General features: G+C 53.1%; 17 protein-coding genes. 5 read left to right on the top strand and 12 right to left on the bottom strand.

Annotated features, from left to right (window positions below; all coding sequences use genetic code 11):
- Positions 1–234: 234 nt before the first annotated feature.
- The 8 genes from SH302x_RS26675 to SH302x_RS26640 all read right to left on the bottom strand — a co-directional run bounded on the left by SH302x_RS26675 (position 235) and on the right by SH302x_RS26640 (position 8,526).
- Complete coding sequence (locus tag SH302x_RS26675) at positions 235–1,161, bottom strand: aminotransferase class IV (protein WP_479366152.1); 927 nt, start codon at positions 1,159–1,161, stop codon at positions 235–237.
- Positions 1,162–1,178: 17 nt separating this feature from the next.
- On the bottom strand, positions 1,179–1,640 hold the full coding sequence (locus SH302x_RS26670; protein WP_479366151.1) for a glycine cleavage system protein H: 462 nt from the start codon (positions 1,638–1,640) through the stop codon (positions 1,179–1,181).
- Complete coding sequence (locus SH302x_RS26665) at positions 1,637–2,947, bottom strand: coproporphyrinogen-III oxidase family protein (protein ID WP_479366150.1); 1,311 nt, start codon at positions 2,945–2,947, stop codon at positions 1,637–1,639. The genes SH302x_RS26670 and SH302x_RS26665 overlap by 4 nt, the downstream gene beginning before the upstream one ends.
- 217 nt (positions 2,948–3,164) lie before the next feature.
- On the bottom strand, positions 3,165–4,370 hold the full coding sequence (locus tag SH302x_RS26660) for an outer membrane protein assembly factor BamB family protein (RefSeq protein ID WP_479366149.1): 1,206 nt from the start codon (positions 4,368–4,370) through the stop codon (positions 3,165–3,167).
- A gap of 8 nt (positions 4,371–4,378) precedes the next feature.
- Complete coding sequence (locus SH302x_RS26655; RefSeq protein ID WP_479366147.1) at positions 4,379–4,846, bottom strand: hypothetical protein; 468 nt, start codon at positions 4,844–4,846, stop codon at positions 4,379–4,381.
- 297 nt (positions 4,847–5,143) lie between these two features.
- Entirely contained in the window at positions 5,144–5,884 is a 741-nt protein-coding gene (locus tag SH302x_RS26650; RefSeq protein ID WP_479366146.1) for a ferredoxin--NADP reductase, read from the bottom strand.
- A 30-nt stretch (positions 5,885–5,914) separates the two neighbouring features.
- A complete protein-coding gene (locus SH302x_RS26645) occupies positions 5,915–7,537 on the bottom strand; it encodes a serine/threonine protein kinase (protein WP_479366145.1) in 1,623 nt (540 codons plus the stop codon).
- 41 nt (positions 7,538–7,578) lie between these two features.
- The gene (locus SH302x_RS26640; protein WP_479366144.1) at positions 7,579–8,526 is read right to left on the bottom strand and encodes a nucleoside hydrolase; all 948 of its coding nucleotides are present in this window, start codon (positions 8,524–8,526) and stop codon (positions 7,579–7,581) included.
- Between the two features lie 173 nt (positions 8,527–8,699).
- Here SH302x_RS26640 and trpD point away from each other — a divergent pair, with 173 nt between their 5' ends.
- Genes trpD through nadB form a run of 4 tightly spaced genes read left to right on the top strand, consistent with a single transcriptional unit; the run spans position 8,700 to position 12,458 of the window.
- Positions 8,700–9,728: an anthranilate phosphoribosyltransferase gene (gene trpD, locus SH302x_RS26635; RefSeq protein ID WP_479366143.1), complete on the top strand. Its 1,029-nt coding sequence runs from the start codon at positions 8,700–8,702 to the stop codon at positions 9,726–9,728.
- Between the two features lie 23 nt (positions 9,729–9,751).
- On the top strand, positions 9,752–10,318 hold the full coding sequence (locus SH302x_RS26630; protein ID WP_479366141.1) for a dual specificity protein phosphatase family protein: 567 nt from the start codon (positions 9,752–9,754) through the stop codon (positions 10,316–10,318).
- Positions 10,319–10,323: 5 nt separating this feature from the next.
- The gene (locus SH302x_RS26625) at positions 10,324–10,824 is read left to right on the top strand and encodes a hypothetical protein (protein WP_479366140.1); all 501 of its coding nucleotides are present in this window, start codon (positions 10,324–10,326) and stop codon (positions 10,822–10,824) included.
- Complete coding sequence (gene nadB / locus SH302x_RS26620; protein WP_479366138.1) at positions 10,821–12,458, top strand: L-aspartate oxidase; 1,638 nt, start codon at positions 10,821–10,823, stop codon at positions 12,456–12,458. Before SH302x_RS26625 ends, nadB begins: the two co-directional genes overlap by 4 nt.
- Positions 12,459–12,564: 106 nt before the next feature.
- On the opposite strand, the gene SH302x_RS26615 is transcribed toward nadB, so the two are convergent.
- From SH302x_RS26615 to hisA, 4 genes are all read right to left on the bottom strand, one after another.
- Positions 12,565–13,470, bottom strand: a complete 906-nt coding sequence (locus SH302x_RS26615; RefSeq protein WP_479366137.1) for a glycosyltransferase family 2 protein — start codon at positions 13,468–13,470, stop codon at positions 12,565–12,567.
- A gap of 267 nt (positions 13,471–13,737) precedes the next feature.
- Complete coding sequence (locus SH302x_RS26610; RefSeq protein WP_479366136.1) at positions 13,738–14,661, bottom strand: dihydrodipicolinate synthase family protein; 924 nt, start codon at positions 14,659–14,661, stop codon at positions 13,738–13,740.
- An 83-nt stretch (positions 14,662–14,744) separates the two neighbouring features.
- A complete protein-coding gene (gene araD / locus SH302x_RS26605; protein ID WP_479366135.1) occupies positions 14,745–16,472 on the bottom strand; it encodes an L-arabinonate dehydratase in 1,728 nt (575 codons plus the stop codon).
- Positions 16,473–16,490: 18 nt separating this feature from the next.
- Positions 16,491–17,219, bottom strand: coding sequence for a 1-(5-phosphoribosyl)-5-[(5-phosphoribosylamino)methylideneamino]imidazole-4-carboxamide isomerase (gene hisA / locus SH302x_RS26600; RefSeq protein WP_479366134.1), 729 nt, complete (start codon positions 17,217–17,219; stop codon positions 16,491–16,493).
- Between the two features lie 608 nt (positions 17,220–17,827).
- Between hisA and SH302x_RS26595 the strand changes: the two genes are divergently transcribed.
- Complete coding sequence (locus SH302x_RS26595; protein WP_479366132.1) at positions 17,828–18,745, top strand: ThuA domain-containing protein; 918 nt, start codon at positions 17,828–17,830, stop codon at positions 18,743–18,745.
- Positions 18,746–18,803 lie beyond the last annotated feature (58 nt).

The following is an 18,803-nucleotide window of genomic DNA, read 5'->3' as shown; positions in this document are numbered from 1 at the left end:
TCACTGGGACCAACCTGGCTACGCACGCACCCGCCCCACCATTCTACGCTACCCGCACAGCCTTTTAAACCAGCAAAGTCCGCCAGGCAGAATCCCTTCCCATCCTAGCTGGATACGGCCTGTCACAATCGGTTTAATCAGCAAAAACAGCCCTTTGCGGAACGCAATATCAATTTGCGAGCACCCTACTACAGAAAATCATGCGGCCACGGTGAAGCAATAGGCGAACCGCATTTAGGCTTTCGGAGCGCATGCCAGCAGCCTTGCGCTAGGTTGCTTCGAGAAATGGCAGCCCAACTTCGCTTCCATCGCGTCTCGCAGTTGACAGTAGCCGGCTCCACTGACGCCCGGCAAAGCATGGAGACCGCCTCCGTATAACGAGAGGTCGATGCAGCGAACTGCGTGAAGTTGCCCGGTGGAGCCAAGTAACAGCATTTCGCTGGCATGGGCCAATTGATCTACCCGGACCCCGCTGCGATTTAACTGCAACATTCGATCTAATTCTGGTCCAAAGTACTCCGCAGTCACACTGGGCAATACTTGATCGAGAGCCGGGCTAATCCAGCGGCCTGCCACGCAAAAAATTGGATAAGCGATCGCTGTATCAGTCACACGCTGATCCTGGTCCGGGAGCAAAGCAATCGCCCCCGGATGGACTTCGCGAGCTTGAAAGTCGGCTAAGTAATACTGCAATCGGCTTCGCACCTTCCATTGTGCCGACCAACAAGCATTGGGAACATTCTGCACCGCAGTCAGCGCCACAGCGACACCATCGCGATAGCGATCAGCAAGGACACTCCACGGCAGTCGATCCAAATACATCATCACAGTGGCTTGGTCTGCTTGTTCTGGCATTCCCGGCGAGACCAAAATGACAATCGAGACGTCTGGTTCATCGGCTAGTTCGGTGGCGTTGCGATGCAACAATTCTTCAACCACCGCCTGCCAGTTTATATCAGGTAACAAATGGCTGCACCGAATTCCTGCGGCTGTCGTATACAATCGCCGCAGGTACAAGTCAACCGCGTGCGGCCTTCCGTGAAAGGTCCGCAATCGTTCGACCGCAATGGCCCCCATCGCTGGCCCAAGGTCAAGCGGCGACCAGCTTAACTGTCGCAGTGGTAACCAATCGCCGTTTTTGTATGCAGTAGTTTCAAGCATGCGGTTCAAGCCCCGTGTCATTCGGAATTGGCTTGCCCTTTGATCGTCCGTTGAGCGACATCCCAGGCTGAATCTAAATGCTTCAAGTATGCTTCGGGAGTCAACAATTCAACATCCATCGGAGCGATCTCGAATAGCCAACCTTCACCGTACTTGTCAACGTTGATCACGGAAGGGTCCGCCAAGACTCGCGGATTGATCTGCTCGAACTTCCCAGCACACGGCGCATAGATCCCGCTTTCGGCCTTCTTGCTTTCAATCATGCCAATCTCTTGGCGAGACTTGATCTCATCGCCAGGCTCGACATTGAATTCGATGAAGTAGACATCCTGCAATAGCCGAACCGCATAAGCACTTAAGCCAAATCGCAGCGTCGTTTCCGATTGACGCATGGCCCACATATGGTTGCGAATATACTGACGATCGGCAGCAATCTCGGCGGCAAACTCGCCCATCATGAAGGTGAGCGCAGTGGTCATGTATATCGAACTCCGCGGAACTGCTCTTCGAAGAACGCTGGCAACAACGAATCTGCTCGCAACATTCCGGCGACTGTCAAATCAACGCGATCTTCGCTAAACGTCAACAGTCCGTCGTCGGCATGTTGCTTCCATACATCCGCCCACTGCTCCAGGATATTGACGTTGAATTTTTGCTCAAAGTATTCTCTTTCAACAAACCCTCGCTTCAATTGCAAAATCATCTCGCGAATCAATCGTTGATGACTGGTCGGCACGTACGCCCGCCCCAAAGGCAGTTCGCCACGTTCTAGCAAGGAGGCAAGGTACTCCGGCATCTCTGGACGATTCTGATAATGCACGCCGCTGGCATGTCCAAAGCTCGCGATGCCCGTGGCCAACAGATCAGAACCCATCCACAGATTATCGCGATAGCTGAAGCTCACTTTGGGCTCTTCTTTCACGACGGTATAGGCACTGCTAACCTTATATCCAGCCGCTTGAAACTCATCAAATGCATATTCGACCCAAGCTCGCTTGGTCGCCCAATCGGCAACCGGCGATTCTTTATCGGTCCCGATCAAATCTTTGGAGTAAACCGTATTGAACGGCAATTCCATTTGGTAGATCGTGACACTCTCCGGAGATAGCTCCAACGCACGGCGAATATTCATCTTCCAATTGTCCCACGTCTCACCAACCATCCCTGAAATAAGGTCGATGTTCACGTTGGGAAAGCCTGCGTCACGAATCCATTGCCACGCTCGGTCAATCTCTTTCGATAAGTGTGCTCGACCGTTCTCTTCTAACAACTGATCGCTGAAATTCTCGACACCCAAACTCAATCGAGTCACACCGATTTCGCGCAGCGTTTTGATCTTGGTTTCGCTGAGCGTACCCGGTTCGCATTCGAAGGTGACTTCCTCCGCTTTGTCCCATGAGATATTCGCTCGCAAGCGATCCGCGAGACTATTGAGTTGCTTGGGTGATAAGAAACTGGGCGTCCCACCTCCAAAATAAACGAAACGAAAAGGTCGACCGCCCATGATTGGCTGCTGCGACACCAGTTCGATTTCACGACAAAGCGCTGACACGTACCGCTCGATCTCTTCCGCATTGACGCCCGTAAAGACCTTGAAATAACAGAACTTGCAACGTTTCCGACAGAACGGAATGTGCAAATACAGCCCCAGCGGCGTGTCAGGAACTGGCGGACTCGCAAGCGCTTGACGAATCGCTGGCAATTGATCTTCGGACCATTGTGAATAGGGCGGGTAGTTGGAAATAAAGTAACTACCGACTTCTGTTTTGGCTGTATCGGTCGACATGCGAACCTTTCAGTGATTCAAATTGGTAATCATCTCACCGTCGTGAACATCCCAACAGCGAAACCATTGCCTCGTTATTACCCAAGCCTCATACCGTTGCGTAGCGTCCTTGATTCTAGCTTAACAGCCATACCATTCAACCAAGCGTATAGAATCGGGAATCTTCAACGCCCAGGCAAGCAGGAACAAGTCCAAACCGTCGCTACGAGAATTTTGCCTACTGCTTGGCGCCGAAACAATAGACCACCCCCTTGTCACTGGCCACAACCAAACGCTCCTGAGCAATGGCTGGCGAAGCAAGAAACGCTCCCGTTCGTTGCTGACTCCAAACCACTTCTCCGTTGGTGGCGTTCAAAGCCATCACCTGCCCATCGGTCGCCGTCACCCAAACACGACCATCGGCAAACACCGGCGAGCTATCGCTTCGCTTCCGCAACACCTGCTCCCACAACACAGCGCCGGTAAGCTTATGGAACGCCATGACCCGCTTATTTCGTGGCGTGATAAAAACTTGATCGCCAAAAATGGCAGGTGAAGTTCGAATCTCCTGCGTTAAATCCGTATCGTTGAATCGCCACAGTCCTTCTGCTTTTTGCCAGTCAAAAGCAAATACCGCTCCGCTGTGCGTTGGCACGATAGCAACATTGTCCAGCACCGCCGGAGTCGACCCCGTCGGACCTTCTAACGACATTGTTTTGCCGATCGATTCGCCTTTATCCAAGTCGACGACATGCAAGACACCATCGCAGCCGCCTAAAAACGTTAAATTACCCGCTATCGTCGGGCTGCAACGCAACTGGTCCCCGGTTTCATACTTCCACTTCAATACACCATCGCTCAAATTCAACGCATACAAGTTGCCATCTTCGCTGGTGACCAATACGAGATCGTGATAAAAGTTAGCACCAGCATCAATCTGAGCTTCTGTCTCAAACTTCCAAAGCTCTTTGCCCTCCTGAGCGTCGTAACAAGTCACAAAGCCATCGTAGTCGACAGCGATAAGCTTATTGTCCTGATAAGCCGCTGCGCCTAGATAGCCCGTTTCACTTTCCGTTTTCCAAATCAGCGAGCCATCTTTCAAGCTTAGACAATGTATAGCGCCATCGGCATCACAAGCGAACACGCGGTCATTGGCAATAATCGGCGTAGCATCGAACGCCCCCCCCTCAACACTGTAGCTCCAAAGCTCCTCTAGCATGTCCGGCATTTTGGATTCGGAAACGCCCTGCGCACCAGCACTACCGCGTTCCACTGGCCATTGGTCTCCTGCCGCGAACAGCGACGTCTGCGCGACAATCACGACCAAGCTACAAACACACCAAGCCAAGATCGGCCGCCACCATGAGCGAACTGCGTGACAAAGACCGCTTGCCGCTCGCGGTCCAGCGTTCGCAGTTTGATTTCGATTTCGAATTGGCAACATGATTATTCCTACAAATGGGTGGACTCTAGCCACTCTTCAAAACTAGCGGGGGCGACCCACACGCCAAGCTGAGCGAGACACACGACCAATTGATGGTTGGCCGGGATCTGCAAGGCCTCAATCATAGTCACCCACTGCTGGCGGGTACATTGTCCTTGCATATCGACGTAGAATACCCGGCCGTCTCGGTCGTAGATCATTCCTTCGATACGCCAAGCAGGTTGATTGCGTTCGTTTTTGGCCTCGGCCGTCCAGCTCCAAGAGCCATCCCCTTCAGCGTAAACACCGGGAATCTTCAGAAGTCGCTCCAAGACCTGCTCAAAACTGCTGCCAAAAAAAGACATTTTTGTGGGCGGGACGGCTCGCAGAAGCGGAAAACCGTTGTAATCCAACGAACCTGCGGCAGAGCTGTCCGGATTTGAATTTGCTTCGGTGCAGTAAAGCTGGATATGGAAAGCGGAACTGACGTGGGACATTTTGGAAGTCTAAAGCCTTGATGACAAATTCAATCTATTAATATTACGTTCGATCTGCATACGAAACGTGGTAAACGTCGTTTCACCGCGTGCCCAGCGGACCGTGGTGCTACCGCAGTGCACAACAAATGCGGGGCGATGCCCAACCCGGTTAAACGAAACCCGGATGTTTCAACCGGCAAAATAGGCAGACGACAACTGCAGCATCCCCCATACTTGTTGTGTAGATTCCAGTGGCTTCGAGGCAGGCGTAACAGCCCCCAATATCAGCGATTGAACAGCATCGCAATTACGCCATCACCAATAGCGTTCAACCACAATATCTCCGGGCTCTTTATGACTGTGACGCTTCAGACCACGTTCAATCAGCATCGCTTCCATCTCGTTCAACATGTCGGGGTTCCCGCACAGCATCACCGCTGATTTCCCGGGCGCGATGGTCAGCTTGCACGCCTCCTCCAACTGCCCGTTTGCTAGAGCCTGCGTCGTTCTGCCAAACAATGTACCCTCATGCTGCTCGCGTGAAATGACTGGCAGCCATGCAAATCGGCCAGCGTGTTTGGCCATCAAGCTTTGCATCTCTTCTTGATAAGCGATATCTCTTGCGAATCTCACGCCATGGATTAGACGAATATTGCGGAAGCGATTCCAGACGTCATCCGCTCGCAGCATGGCTATGTAAGGAGCCAAGCCAGTGCCGGTACCGATCATCCACAGGTCTTCGCGATCTTTGACATGGCTCAGCGAAAAACTTCCGATCCCTTTGGTCGACACGTCGACCTGATCACCGACGGTCATAGACCAAAGCGTCGGTGTCAATCGTCCTTCATCGACACGCACGATGAAGAACTCCAAGATGCGCCCGTGCGGTGATGCAACCGAATAGGGTCGATGCAAGTGTTTATCGGGACGCGGTACTCCTAATTGCAAGTACTGCCCTGGCTCAAAGGGTTCAACACCGGGAGCTTCGACTTGCAGGGTGAATAAGCCATCAGACCAGATCCGTTTACCGACTACGGTACCATTTGTGAACTTCATTGCCGCCTACGCGTTTGGGAGAGAGGATTATTAGAAGCTCTCGGGTTTCGAGCTTTCACGCATTTTATCGATTCGTCCCTGCGCGCGGGACACGACGGGCAACATTTCCGCATTCCCATTATACAAACTGAGAATACTATCCCAAATTTTCTTGGCTGCGACGACGTCCCCGGAATCATAGACTCTATCGGCCTCGTCGAGTTTAGAATTCAAAAAAGCGATTAATTCCGCTTTATCGGGTGGTTGAGCCTCGATTTCCCTGATTTGTCGCAATGAAAGATTTACAAACGGACGCTCGTCAGGGTTGTCGCGATACAGTTCCACAATTGCTCGATACCGATCCAACGCCGTAATTCGGTCGCCAAATCGCTCATAGCGTCTTGCTTCGCCATATCGTCTTTCACCTTCGCTGGTCGGATCCTGATTAAAGCGATTGTGACGTTCCATCAACGCTTCGGCGTTTTCCATTTCGATCAAGTCCATCTGATCCTTGGCCCACTGACTGTGCTCGCCATCTGGATAACGCGACAACATTGGCACAAGATACCAGTCCCGAGCATTGATATACGATAAACGATCTTTTTGAGCCATCAGTTTGGCAGCTCGCTCGAACATCGCTTTCTCGCTAAGTGGCTGCATGAAGTAGGCGATCAGTCCTACCACCACCAGCAAGGCGGCCACAATAAACAAAGGGCGTTCGTGCAACGGCTGGTCAGATGCCTTCGAAGATTTCTTCTTTTTTGGCTTTACCCCCAAAGCTCGCTGGGCCTCCTCCTTATTCAAATTCATTTGCAATGGAGAAAAGCCGCCTGCCGCGTATTCCACCACACTGGCGCCACTCATCGCTCGCTTTTCCGCTTCTCGCAATGCCATCGCGACAGCCGCCGCGGTGAAGGGACGCTGGACGGGGTTTTTGCTGAGCAGTTGCTCGATGATTTTGCTGAGCCAAACCGGGCAGTCATAGACGAGCGTTGCTACCGATGCGGGCTCTTCCTGAGTCACTTGGCCACGCAGTTGCTCTAATGATTCTGCAGCGAATGGCGGCTGGCCAGTCAAGCTGTGATACATTACCGCGCCCAACGAATAAAGGTCGATCGCCGGATGCGGTGTCACCGGTGGCAGGAACTGCTCGGGGGGTTGATACACCAGTTCTTCCGGTGACTTGGGACGATTGCAAAGCTGTCGGACAATCTCACCTCGAAAGCCAATCAACTTGATGGTTTCTCCGTCGGGCTCGCACATCACACGATCCGGCGTCAAAGCGGAATGCAACCAGCCGCAATTGTGAGCATGCTGCAGTGCATCGCAGATTTGCAAGCCGAACTGCAATACCACTTCCCACGACAAACGCTCGGTTCTTGCGATCCGTTGGCTGAGCGATTCGCCGCTGAGCAACTCATAGACGATATAGAGGTCGTTGCCATCGACACCACCTCCAAAGCAACGCGCGATATGGTCATGACGCAAGCTCTTGAGCCGCTCCACTTCCTCCATGAATCGCTTTTTGGCTTCTGCCGTCAGACCTAAAGGCACGCTTAATAGTTGTAACGCAATTTGGCTGCGCTGCTGCACATGAATCGCTCGATAGATCGAAGAACCGCGAGGACCAAGCGGGCTTTCGAGTGCAAGAGGGCCTATTCGTGAGCGAACCATGGTTGAACTTCAATACATTTAGAGAATACCAACCGCAGCAATCAATCTTCGGAATGTTGGCCAGCGAACTTCAAGGCACGGTGCACGGCAACGTAAGCTCCCTCTAGATCGATTGCGGTGGCAACTTCCATGTTGGGCTGGTTATTTGCAAATGGTCTGCGATCAGCCACCAACGCCCCGCGAGTTAACTTGCCACCGGTTTCCACGCAGACATACTCTTCTTGCGTCGTAAACAACTGCGGCTCGGTCAGCATCAGCCAACCAGCGATGGCTTGCAACGCAATAGTCTCTCGCCCATAGTAGTGCCGCATCGAACGGAAATAGTAAGGCAACATTTCCCGCAGCAACTTGCCCACGCGGCAATGCTCGGCGGGTAACAGATCCAGCAGGTCCAAACCAAAGGTCAACTGATTGGAAACATCCAGTGGAATCAACGTCTTGGTTGTCGGCGATCGAAACACTTGGTCCGCACTGTTGGGGTCAAAGTGCATGTTGAATTCTGCCGCAGCCGTGACGTCACCATTGCAATCGACCGCCCCCCCCACCATGATGATCCGGTCGATAGAAGAAACCAAGTTTGGGTCACGATTAAACATCTTGGCTACGTTGGTCAGTGGCCCCATGCACAATAGCGAGATTTTGCCCGCGTTGGCGCGAATCTCATCGGCCATCAGTTTGTCACTGGCGATCAAATGCTGCCTTGTGGCCGGCGCTACGTTCCAAAGCCCTAATCCATCCTTGCCGTGCAAATCAGCCGCGTCCCCTACCGGCGCATCATCGGGATCACAAGCTGCCCCCACTCGAGGATGACGTGGAGGATCCGTTTGTTCGATCAGCGACAACACGTTCCGCGTGGTACGCGCCGCATCGACCGAACCAGCCGTAGCCGTCACCGCCATGACCTCCAGGCGCGGATCGAAGAGCGCGATGGTCATCGCGATCGCGTCGTCGATCCCCGGATCACAATCGATAATAATGCGTTTAGACATAAGCGGTTTCGAGCAAAAGTGACAGAAACAGGTGTTATCCAGGGAGCAAACGAAATGAAATCTGATAAAATCGAGTTTTTCCCATCACCGGCCTTCGTTCCAATCCGTTCTTGGCCAAAGCCTATGGCAGTGAGGGGCTATTTCGCAGCGTCTGATAGTGTACCATTCTCGTTATGAGCGAAGCAACAACGATGATTGACGACGCGATTGCCCAAGCTGAAGCTGGGCGCGATCTGACTCGTCAAACCATGAACGATATCGTAACAGCAATGCTGCAGGGAACAATTGACGATCCCTCGATGCGTCAATTATTGATCGCCTTGCACACAAAAGGGGAAGCGGTCGGCGAAATGGTCGGGGCGGCCGAAGCTTTGCGTGCCGCGATGACTCCGATTCGAACCCGTCGAACCAACTTGCTGGACACCTGCGGCACCGGTGGCGACGGTTCAAAAACATTCAATATTTCCACGGCCGCCGCCTTTGTGGCCGCCGCCGCTGGCGCGGCCGTCGCCAAACATGGCAACCGCAAAGTGACCAGTTTAACCGGTTCTGCCGATGTGCTGGCGGAACTAGGAATTCGCATCGAAGCTCCCCGCGAAGTGGTCGAAAACTGCATTGATGAACTGGGGATCGGCTTTTGTTTTGCCCCTTTGCTCCATCCAGCAATGAAGCACGTTTCGGCCGTGCGACGCTCGATCCAAAGCCCGACTTTGTTCAACTATCTAGGACCGCTTTGCAATCCAGCAGGTGCCCCCTACCAAGTGCTAGGGGTGGGGAAAGAGGGTTTCGCAATGAAGATGGCCAGCGCCTTGCATCAACTGCAAGCCTTCCGCGCCATTGTCGTTCGCGGCGAAGATGGCCTCGACGAAGTCTCCCTTTCGGCCGACACTCAAGTCTTGCTGATCGAGCCTGCCGGCATCACACAGATTACTTGGTCGCCAGCTAGTTTTGGTTTACACCCGATCTCCACCGAAGACCTGCTGGTCGATAATGCAACGGAAAGCGCTGAAATCATCCGGTTGGTTTTATCGGGTGCGCACAGTCCCGCTCGTGATATCGTAGTCGCTAACGCGGCGTCTGGAGTTTGGTTGGTGGGCTTGGAGCCCGACCTAATCTCCGCTCGACGCCGCTGCGAACACGCGATCGACAATGGAACGGCCAGCAGCATCCTCCAGCGTCTAGCCATGATGACAAACGCATAAGAACCTGCCACATCGAATCGCCCGTGAACTCTTTCATCGCAAAATTACTTTTCTGGCCAACTTATCTATGGAACATTCTACTGGGACGCGTGCTCAAACACCGCCGCTGGTGGGACTATGTCGATGATGGAGTGATCTTAGGGGCTCGCCCCATGACACGCGACTTGACGAATCTCTATAAAGAGGGGGTTCGAGCGGTCATCAACATGTGCCAGGAATTCCCTGGTCCGGTTGAAGAGTACAAGAAGCTGGGCATCCAGCAATTATGGCTACCCACGATCGACTTCCAGCCTCCAAGCTTGGAACATGTGACCCACGGCGTTGACTTCATTCAACAAGTAGTCGAGCGCGGAGACAAGGTCTACGTCCATTGCAAAGCGGGCCGTGCCAGAAGCGCTACGGTTGTACTGTGCTGGTTGGTAAAACATCGTAGAATGACGATCCTCCAAGCTCAGGCCCTGCTCCTGGTCAAACGGCCACACGTGCATGCGAAATTAACCGACCGGAGCGTCGTGAAACAGTATGTCGAACGGCTGGAACAGGAAAACCTCAGCAAGAACAATGACGCCCACGGACACGAAGGAAGCTGAAGACTATGTCAAACATGCCGCAAGATTTTAATACGTTCAATCCAAACCAAAATCAGTACACACCACCCCCAAAAAGCAATAAAACGCTTTGGATCATCTTGGGCGTTGTCGGTGGCGTGTTGTTGCTGTGTTGCGGTGGTTTTACGGCTGCGGGTTATTTCGGTGCGAAAGCATTCACGGGACTGGTTGGCGCTGCCGCCATGGAAGTGGCCAAGACGTCCCCGGAATTGGAAGCGGAACTCGGGGAGATTGAAAGCGCGTCAATGAACATCTCGGAAACACAAAAACAGAAAAAGGCGGTCTTCGATGTCAAAGGTTCTTTGGGCTCAGGACGGGTCACAATAGAAGAGAGCGCAGACAAGAATGCCCCGCCTAAAGCAGTGCTCACCACCTCAGATGGTCGCGTGATTCCACTTACCTTCCCTGAGTTTGAAAAGCCAAATTTTGAAATGCCCGATGCGGAAGCGGACCCGTCGACTACCCAGTGGGAACCGGCAACTGAATGACCACTCCCACTCGCGTTGTCGATCTCAACCGAATCGCCGCCAGCCCTCGTTACTTAATGCCGCTAAATCCTAAGCGGATGATGCATTACTTCACCGATGTCTTGATCATCGGTGGAGGACTTGCGGGGCTGCGAGCCGCTCAAGAGGTCGATCCATCGCTCAATGTCCTGATCGTGACCAAAGATCGGATCAACGAATCCAACAGCGCGTATGCTCAAGGCGGCATCGCCAGCGTTTGGGACCCCGAAGACCATATCGATAATCACGTTGCCGATACTTTGACCGCTGGCGGAGCACTTTGCGATCCTGAAGTAGTTGAGCGAGTCGTTCAAGAAGCACCGCGGCGCATCGCCGAACTCATCCATTGGGGAACCCAATTCGATCAGCGCGACGGCGCAATTCTACTAGGTCGCGAAGGCGGACACTCGCATCAACGCATCCTGCATGCGCTGGGCGATGCAACAGGCAAAGAGATCATGCGAGCCATCATCGCCAAGACTCGCGAAAGCAACCATTGCGAAGTTTGGGAGTCCGCCTTTACACTCGACCTGCTAACCAGCGAGGGGCAATGTCGCGGCGCTGCCATCGCTCGCAGCGGCAGCTCGCAACCGGTCCTGGTATGGGCCAATCAAACCATACTGTGCACCGGAGGCTGTGGACAAGTCTATCGTGAATCGACCAACCCACGAGTCGCTACAGGTGACGGGCACGCGATTGCCTTTCGCGCTGGTGCTAAACTGCGAGACATGGAGTTCATGCAATTCCATCCGACAGTGCTCTACATCGCAGGTTCCTCGCGCACGTTGATAACCGAAGCGATTCGCGGAGAAGGAGCTTACCTCATTGACTCCAATGGCTATCGCTTCATGCAAGACTATGACGCTCGCCTGGAGCTAGCACCTCGCGATATTGTCTCGCAATCCATCGTGAGCCAGATGGCTAAGACGCAAAGCCCTTGTGTGTATTTGACGATGAAGCATTTGCCAGCCGAGCATGTGCGCAGCCGCTTTCCGGGCATTGCAAAAGTTTGCGAAGGGTTCGGATTGGACATTGCGACCGATGCCATTCCTGTTCGCCCAGGAGCGCATTACATGATTGGTGGCCTAGCGATTGATGCCGATGGTCAAACGACCTTGCCAGGACTGTGGGCCGCGGGAGAAGTAACCAGCAGCGGGCTGCATGGTGCTAATCGGCTGGCCTCCAACAGTTTGCTGGAAGGGCTGGTATTCGGTGCGTCGGCTGGAGCAGCCGCGAGCAGATTAGCATTGGCAGGCAAAAGTGACCTGAAGGCTTTGCCGCTGGAGGACAGCAGCCTAGCTCCCAATCAGCAGATTGACATCGCCGACATTCGAAACTCACTTAGGTCATTGATGGGGCGTTATGTTGGGGTCAGACGCAGCGAGCATCAGTTAGATGACGCGATCCAAAGCATATCGCAGTACACGCACTATGTACTTCCACAAGCTTTTTCAAGTATTGAGGGCTGGGAGTTGCAGAACCAGTTAACGGTCGCATTGATGATGGCCGTTGCAGCCCACGAGCGGAAGGAATCCCGAGGCGTGCACTTTAGGACCGACTATCCGAAAGTAGATGACCAGCACTGGAAAATCCACCTTGGCTTCCAACGCGTGTAAGCACGCGTTCTTTTAAACTTACTCAGAAGCCAACTGTTGCATTTGACTGCACACTTCTGCTCAATCGCAATCGCGTTCAATAAAGCAGAACGCGACTGCTATGGCCTTAAGCGGCGCGGCGAAGGGGGGCGTGCTGGTGAAGCTCGCTGTCGCGAAGATAGGTTTGCCAAGCCGCCGTCGCGTGTTCAATCCGCCGACGGATGTGGCTAACAAGCGACGAGTCTTGCAACCCTAACGTCCAACCTAATCGATGCGAAATCGCTATCGGATTGAGTAAACTGGCCGCCAGCTTGCCCATCCGAACGGGCACACTGTCCACGTGGATCGGCGATTGCGATAGCGCCGCATAACCCCGCGCAATACGAGCCATCTGTTGCCCTTCGGCATACCCACCTTCGACCGCGGGATTCAACGCTTCGCAACTCATCGCCACCGCATCATATCTCGCGCTGGCCACGTCCAACGCTTGTAACGCTGCCGCTAGCTCCACTTCTGCCGCTGCCAAACTATCTACGCTCAATACGCCGTCCAAGCTTTGCAGCAACTTGCGACGAAAGTATCCGCCGTTGAGCAGCGGGTAAGCAAGCTCCGCTGTCTCCCGGTCACTTACAAGTTGGTGACGAGGCAACTGGGCCGCTCTCAATCCGACCACATTCGTTTTGATCGCAGCGCTGTGGATGCTCGCTGCAACCGCTCCCAAGCGATAGTCCTCGAACGCTTCCAGTACCGCTTCGTACCAGATATCGTCGACGGTAGTGCCCGGCAATATGACTTGAACGACAGGAGCAATCGCAGCTCCGACCGCTTCGTTGATTAATTCTGTTGACGAACCCGATGCCGCTTTGACCAACAACACTTCGTCGCCGTCTAAGCGGTAAGGGTCTGTGTAGCTGCCGCCATGGGCGACAATGACTTCACAGTCCTGGGCTCGATGCTCAAGCAACGAGAGCAGGGTTTTTTCTAAAGCAGCATCAGTGCTGATGTGCGGTACAATTACAGAAAGCCGAGGCACTTGGTTACCCCTTCTCGGTTGCAATTAGCAGACTACGCCTCGCAAGTCTCTCGTAACGAAAGCTTGCATTACCGACCAACAGGTTAAGATTTGTGAATCTCAGTTGATCTACCGTATCTGTTCGGTTTAATTCGCAAGACTTATTCAACGAATATCAGCCAGTCCGATCAGGCAGACCTGGCAAAATATACCGAGCGGGCAAAGTCGCCGACCTCAAAATCGATTGGTGGTAGTAACCTTTGGCTTGCGAACCTGCCTGGCCAAGGCCTAGCCCACGGAATTCTCCCAGGCCAGCAGCGTTTTGGCAGCAGTCTCGATCTCGCTTGCCTGATCGCCCTCGATACTGCTCATCAATGGGGAAATCGGTCCTGTCTTGCATATTCCAGCAGCTTCCACTGCGTGATGCAACACTCGAATCGGATTGATGTTATCGCGAAGATACTCTAGCACGTTGAACTGCTTTTTAATCCCCTCTGCCGTCGCGACATCGCCCGCTTGCAACGCTTTGAGCATGCGGTCTGACCAAGTCGGCGCAACGCACACACAACCGCTGGTGAAGCCTTGCATTTTAAATTTGGTCAAATGGCAAATCGCTGGCTGCTCGCCCATTCCACTAACCATAATCTCCGCAGGGACCACGGCCGAGATCTCGTCCAGATAAGGATCGTTCGCTGGATCGGGCAGCACGACCGCATACTTGACCCAGGAGATCAATCCATCTTTTACCATCGCATCAACTTCGCCGGCCGGAAGCCAGCGGTTATGCTTGAGATACAGCACAATCGGTTTGCCAAATGCTTCCGCAAAATGACGTATGCCGGAACATAAGCCCTTGGCTGTATTGATCTCGGTCGACGGCAAAACCATTGCAGTCGGGAATGCCATCTCTTTCAAGACAGAGGCTTGATCCATCATCACGCCATAGCTGGGCCCGACCGCGGGCACAATTAATGTTTCCGGTGCAACGATTTGTTCTAAAAGCTGAAGCGTCGACGCAAATTCACTAGGCCGCAAATGATAAAACAACGCGTTACCACCGTACAGCAATGTGTTGACGCCCCCCTGCTCAATGTGCTTCACTAGCTTGGCATTCTCTGTTTTACATACTGCCCCTTGTGCATTGCGTGCCAGAGGGGGAACGGCGATCACGCTAGACGCGAGTCTCTTGGGAGTAATCGTTGCTGTATCCATATATGGTTTTCCTATCGTTAAGGAGGGATGCTTGAGGTGGGGATCGTTAATCTACTTTAGTCAGCTTCGCGGGCAGTTCGAAGTTAAAAAATATCAGGCTCGCGATTCTCGGAGCCAGCCAAGAAGTCAAAATCACAACCGGCGTCGGCTTGTGTTACATTCTCGACATACAGCTTAGTGTACCCTCGCGCGAAACGTGCTGGCGGAGGCGGCAGCGCAGCCAATCGCCGCGCAATTTCGGCCTCGGGTAGATCTAAGTGCAGGCGTCGATTGGCAACATCCAGTTCGATCATGTCACCGTCTTGCACAATGGCCAGCGGACCGCCAGCGTGCGACTCGGGTGAGATATGCAAGATACAGGTTCCATAACTGGTACCACTCATCCTTGCATCGGACAATCGAACCATATCTCTCACGCCTTGCTTAAGGAGTTTCTGTGGAATCGGCAACATGCCCCACTCGGGAAACCCAGGAGCGCCCTGCGGACCAGCATTGCGTAAGACCAATACGCTGTCTTTGGTAACAGGCAAATCGTCTGAATTTAGCCGAGCTTTCAATTGCGGATAGTTGTCAAAGACCAGCGCTGGCCCTTTATGCTGCAGCAACCTTGGGTCGGCCGCCGAGACTTTTAGAACACAACCTTTCGGAGCGAGATTGCCTCGCAAAACACACAAACCGCCATTTTCAAACAGAGCTTTACTACGCAGACGAATGATCTCTTCGTCGATAATCTCAGCGTCCTTTAAACGATCCGCCAGCACGCTTCCTTCAATGCATTGAGCTTCTGTATCCAGCAAATCCGTCAGTTGCTTTAGCAATGCAGGAAGCCCCCCCGCGCGATCGAAATCCTCCATCAAGTATTCGCCGCTGGGACGAATGTTCGCCAGCATCGGAACCCGTCGCGACAGTTCATCAAAGTCATCCACGCTCAGCGGTATACCCGCTCGACCGGCCATCGCCAGCACATGTACGATCGCGTTTGTCGATCCTCCGATCGCCAGCCAAGTTACAATCGCATTCTGGAATGATCCGCGGCTCAGCAGCTTCTGCGGCGTGCGCTGGTTCCATGCCAAATCGACTGCCAATCGACCACATCGAGCCGCCAACCGACTGTGCTCGGAAACCACCGAAGGGATACTGCTGGACTTAGGCAACGCAAAACCAAGAGCTTCCGCGATGCAAGCCATGGTCGATGCCGTGCCCATCGTCATACAAGTCCCAGCCGATCGAGCGATGCAGTTTTCGATACCCTTCCAATCGGCGTCACAAAAATTCCCTGCACAACGTTCATTCCAGTATTTCCAAGCGTCCGAACCGCTGCCTAACGTTTGGTCTTTCCAATAGGCCTTCAACATAGGGCCCGCCGGGAAGAAGACCGATGGGATGTTGGCGGAGATCGCTCCCATCAACATCGCAGGAACTGTCTTGTCACACCCGCCCATCAAGACCGCCGCGTCGACCGGGTGGCATCGCAACACCTCTTCCACCTCCATCGCCAGCATGTTGCGATAGAGCATCGTCGTTGGCTTCATCATCATCTCGCCAAGACTCATGACCGGAATCTCGACTGGGAATCCGCCCGCTTGCAGCACTCCGCGTTTGATTTCCGCAGCCCTTTCGCGAAAATGCGAATGGCATGTATTCATGTCGCTCCACGTATTGAGCAGTGCAACTACCGGCCGATTTACATAATCGTAGTCATCAAAGCCCATGCCTTTGAGTCGTGAGCGATGGCCAAAGCTTCGCAAGTCATCTGGACCAAACCAACGACTGGATCGCAGCGTGGCAGGATCTCGATTCTGTTCGTTCATTTCATGCGACATAGGGTTTTAGGATCCTGAAGCTATTTGCAATGCGTCGGCCAGTTGAATGTGGCCTTCGTACAGAGTTCGCCCCACGATACAGGCGGCCGTATTCATCGATCGCAGGCGTTTAATATCTTGTAACGTAGTAACACCGCCGCTGGCTACCACAGGAAACGGGCTTGCCTTTTGCATGACCGCCAGCGATTCAAAATTCGGTCCGGCCATCATCCCATCCATCGCGATATCGGTATAGACCACAGCTACACAGTCGCTGGTCCGATCGGCGATTTGTTGAATGAGGGTTTCTGCCGAAGTTTGACTCGTTTCGAGCCAACCCGCAGTCGACACGAACCCATCGCGAGCATCCAAACCCAAGACCATATGCGATGGATATTTCCGACACATCTCCGCAAACCAATCAGGATCTTTGAGCGCTGCCGTTCCCGCGACCAACCGACTTAATCCTAGTCTTAATAAACGTTCGATCGTTGCTTCGTTACGAATGCCGCCACCTAGCTGAACTGGACGACCTTCCGCGACCTCTAAGATCCCGCGAATGGCATCTTCGTTGATGATGCTGCCTGATTTTGCGCCATCCAAATCGACGACATGCAAATATTGAGCACCTTGGTCGAACCAGCGGCGCGCTGTGGCAGCAGGCTCGGGGCTGAAGACCGTGTTTCGTTCGTAATCACCTTGTTGCAGGCGAACGCACTGTCCACCCAAAAGATCAATCGCGGGCCAAATCTGCATGTCGAATATCAATCAAACACTTGCTGTTGCAATACGAGCCAAACCGATGGACCTGTACTGCTGTCAAGTTGGAAAACATGAATGCGTCCAGCTTAATCAAACCAAGGCTTTTTGAGTAGTTGCCCTGGTCTCGAATGCGCCAACCGACGCGGATAACTCAGCGCACCGACATGGAAGAGAGTACAATGATGGTACTGCCCTACTGAATTCCAATCCCCCCAGGCCCACTCCTGCCACGCTAACCCGCTGATTTGACGACGCTTTAAAAGTTTGAACGACATGCGTGAAACATTGACTTACGTACTGATGTCTATTCTTGGAACATTGGTGCTCGTCTCGAGCTTTGCACGCCTCTTTCGTATGTTTGAAGAAGTATCCTATTCCTCATATAGCGTCATGACAGCGATTGTTTCTATTGGATTGGGAACGTCCATATGTGTATATGCGGCGGCGAACTCCTACCGGAGTCAGTCGAAGTAAGCTCCAGCGCCTTCTGAGAAGATAGACCGAGTGTGGGATTCGCAGCCCGCGGGCAGCACCCGCTCGAGCCACCATTGGCCTATAATCACGCTCAACTCACCTCAAAGCACCTTGGAGCACCTTCGACCATGATCCGTCTCATTTCCTTCGTTCTGACTTTGCTCATCTTCAATCTTTGTAACTTCGCTACCGCTCAAGAATCTCCAAAGATTCCCGTTTTGATTGTGGATGGCTTTAATAACCACGATTGGCGGCAGACGACAGCGGTAACCAAATGGATATTGGAAAAGAGCGGTCTGTTTGACGTGGAGATCTCTACCATCCCAACCGATGCGGAGCAGCGAACCGAATGGCTTCCAGAGTTTAGTAAATTCTTAGTCGTCATCCAAAACACCAACAACATCCAATCGCAAAAGAACCGCTGGCCAGAGCAAGCCGAAAAGGCACTTGAAACCTATGTCAGCGGCGGCGGAGGCTTGTACGTCTTGCACTCAGCAAACAACGCTTTTCCGCACTGGAAGGAGTACGACCAAATGATCGGTTTAGGCTGGCGATCACGCGCATCAGGATATGCACTGGAAATTGGGCCCAATCAACAGATCACTCGCATACCTCCTGGTGAAGGCTCGGGAACCGGCCACGGCGAACGTTTTGATGCAGTCATCCAGCTACTGAATGTACATCCCATTAACGAAGGTTATCCAAAAGCATGGAAGACCGCCAATACGGAGGTCTATGGTTTCCCGCGCGGTCCGGCCGAGAATCTAACCGTCTTGAGCTATGCCTATGACGAGACGGCAACTAAGCGTTCCTGGCCTGTCGAATGGGTAGTCAGCTATGGTAAGGGACGCGTCTACAATTCAAGCATGGGACATCTATGGCATGGCGAAAGTTATCCACCTGCGTATCGATGCGTTGGATTTCAAACTACCGTCATCCGTGCAACTGAATGGTTGGCCACGGGCCAAGTGACCTACCAACTATCACCAGATTTTCCGACGGCCGATCAAACTAGTCTTAGGCTAGCGGAGGATTTCCTGAAGTAAGGACAATGCATGGCAGGTTCATCGTGATGTAAGTGCAATAGCATTTAAAGAACGTCTC

It is taken from the genome of Njordella calcicola (assembly GCF_056494125.1).
This window is presented reverse-complemented; position numbering and strand designations above follow the sequence as displayed.